This is a genomic window from Deferrisoma palaeochoriense, assembly GCF_054656955.1.
Genome location: NZ_BAAHXI010000249.1, coordinates 1 through 206, shown reverse-complemented (window position 1 = coordinate 206; position 206 = coordinate 1). Strand labels below are relative to the sequence as shown.

Here is a 206-nt window from a genome sequence, read left to right as displayed (position 1 = left end):
GCGGTCTCCCACGCGCACGGCGCCGCGGGGGTACCTGGACCTGGGGCCGAGGATCCTCCAGGTAGATCCGCTGGGACGCCTTCACATCCACCACGAACACTTCCCCGTCGGCGTCCAACCCCCGCAGGAACTTCGGGTCGGCCCCGTAGAACGAATCTGCCCCCACCCAGGCGAACTCCACGCCAAGGCGCCGGGCGTGTCGAACC

The 206-nt window shown here is 69.9% G+C and carries 1 protein-coding gene; it reads right to left on the bottom strand.

All coding sequences use genetic code 11. From position 1 onward, the window contains the following. Positions 1 to 206, bottom strand: a 206-nt coding sequence (locus ACYQ8L_RS18890; protein WP_459943346.1) for a transposase, incomplete at both ends; no start/stop codon positions are given.